Source organism: Williamsia sp., assembly GCF_016462415.1.
In the GTDB taxonomy this organism is placed as follows: domain Bacteria; phylum Actinomycetota; class Actinomycetes; order Mycobacteriales; family Mycobacteriaceae; genus Williamsia_A.
In genome coordinates this window covers 1-1916 of sequence record NZ_JAEMTF010000227.1, presented here as the reverse complement: position 1 = coordinate 1916, position 1916 = coordinate 1, and the positions used below count along the sequence as shown (strand labels likewise).

1 protein-coding gene is annotated in these 1916 nt (G+C 66.0%); it reads left to right on the top strand.

Annotated features, from left to right (window positions below; genetic code table 11):
- A partial coding sequence (acnA, locus tag JHC79_RS23610) for an aconitate hydratase AcnA (RefSeq protein ID WP_296395508.1) occupies window positions 1-1916 on the top strand: 1916 nt, incomplete at both ends.

The following is a 1916-nucleotide window of genomic DNA, read 5'->3' as shown; positions in this document are numbered from 1 at the left end:
CTGGCCAACCGCGCGACCATCGGCAACATGAGCCCCGAGTTCGGGTCCACCTGCGCGATGTTCCCCATCGACGAGGAGACGGTGAAGTACCTGCGTCTGACCGGTCGTAGCGAGGAGCAGCTCGCACTGGTCGAGGCATACGCCAAAGAGCAGGGCATGTGGCACGACGGCGACAAGGAGTCGGTGTACTCGGAGTACCTCGAACTCGACCTCGCCGACGTGGTCCCCTCCATCGCCGGACCGAAGCGTCCGCAGGACCGTATCGAGCTGTGGGACGCGAAGAACGCGTTCCGCAAGGACATCCACAACTACGTCGAGAACGGCAACTCCGCCGAGCACACCAAGCTCGACGACGCCGTCGAGGATTCCTTCCCGGCATCCGATCCGGCCGCGTTGTCCTTCGCCGACGACGATGCCGCGCCGCTGCACTCGGCCGCGCGCAATGCGACCGGCCGCCCGACCAAGCCGGTGCGTATCGACTCCGATGAGCTCGGCTCGATGGTCCTCGACCACGGAATCGTCTCGATCGCGTCGATCACCAGCTGCACCAACACCTCCAACCCGTCGGTGATGATCGGCGCCGGACTGTTGGCCCGCAACGCCGTCGACCGCGGCCTGACCTCCAAGCCCTGGGTCAAGACCTCGATGGCGCCCGGGTCGCAGGTCGTCACCGGCTACTACGAGAAGGCCGGCCTGTGGCCCTACCTGGAGAAGCTGGGCTTCTACCTCGTCGGTTACGGCTGCACGACCTGTATCGGCAACTCCGGACCGCTGCCCGAGGAGATCTCCAAGGCGATCAACGAGCACGACCTCACCGCGACCGCCGTGCTCTCGGGCAACCGCAACTTCGAGGGACGCATCAACCCCGACGTGAAGATGAACTACCTGGCGTCGCCGCCGTTGGTCATCGCCTACGCTCTCGCGGGCACCATGGACTTCGACTTCGAGTCCGACCCGCTGGGCCAGGACACCGACGGCAACGACGTCTTCCTCAAGGACATCTGGCCGTCGGGTGAGGAGATCGAGAAGACGATCTCCGAGTCGATCTCGCCGGAGCAGTACGCGGCTGACTACGCCGACGTCTTCAAGGGCGACGAGCGCTGGCGCGGACTGCCCACCCCGGACGGCAAGACGTTCGAGTGGGACGAGAAGTCCACCTACGTGCGCAAGCCTCCGTACTTCGACGGCATGGAGCGCGAGCCGGCTCCGGTGAAGGACATCACGGGTGCTCGCGTGCTCGCGAAGCTGGGCGACTCGGTCACGACCGACCACATCTCGCCCGCCTCGACGATCAAGCCGGGCACTCCCGCCGCGCAGTACCTCGACGCCAACGGCGTGGAGCGCAAGGACTACAACTCGCTGGGTGCGCGCCGCGGCAACCACGAGGTGATGATCCGCTCGACGTTCGGCAACATCCGTTTGCAGAACCAGCTGCTCGACGGTGTCTCGGGTGGTTACACCCGCGACTTCACCCAGGACGACGCACCGCAGTCGTTCATCTACGACGCCGCGCAGAACTACGCCGCGCAGGGCACCCCGCTCGTCGTGCTCGGCGGCAAGGAGTACGGCACCGGGTCGTCGCGTGACTGGGCGGCCAAGGGCACCAGCCTGCTGGGTGTCAAGGCCGTCATCACCGAGAGCTTCGAGCGCATCCACCGCTCGAACCTGATCGGCATGGGCGTCATCCCGCTGCAGTTCCCGGAGGGCGAGTCACACGGGTCGCTCAAGCTCGACGGCACCGAGACGTTCGACATCACCGGTATCGAGGAGCTCAACAACGGCGGTGTCCCGTCGACCGTGAAGGTCGTCGCGACCAAGACCGACGGATCCACCGTCGAGTTCGACGCCGTGGTGCGCATCGACACCCCCGGCGAGGCGGACTACTACCGCAACGGCGGCATCCTGCAGTACGTGCT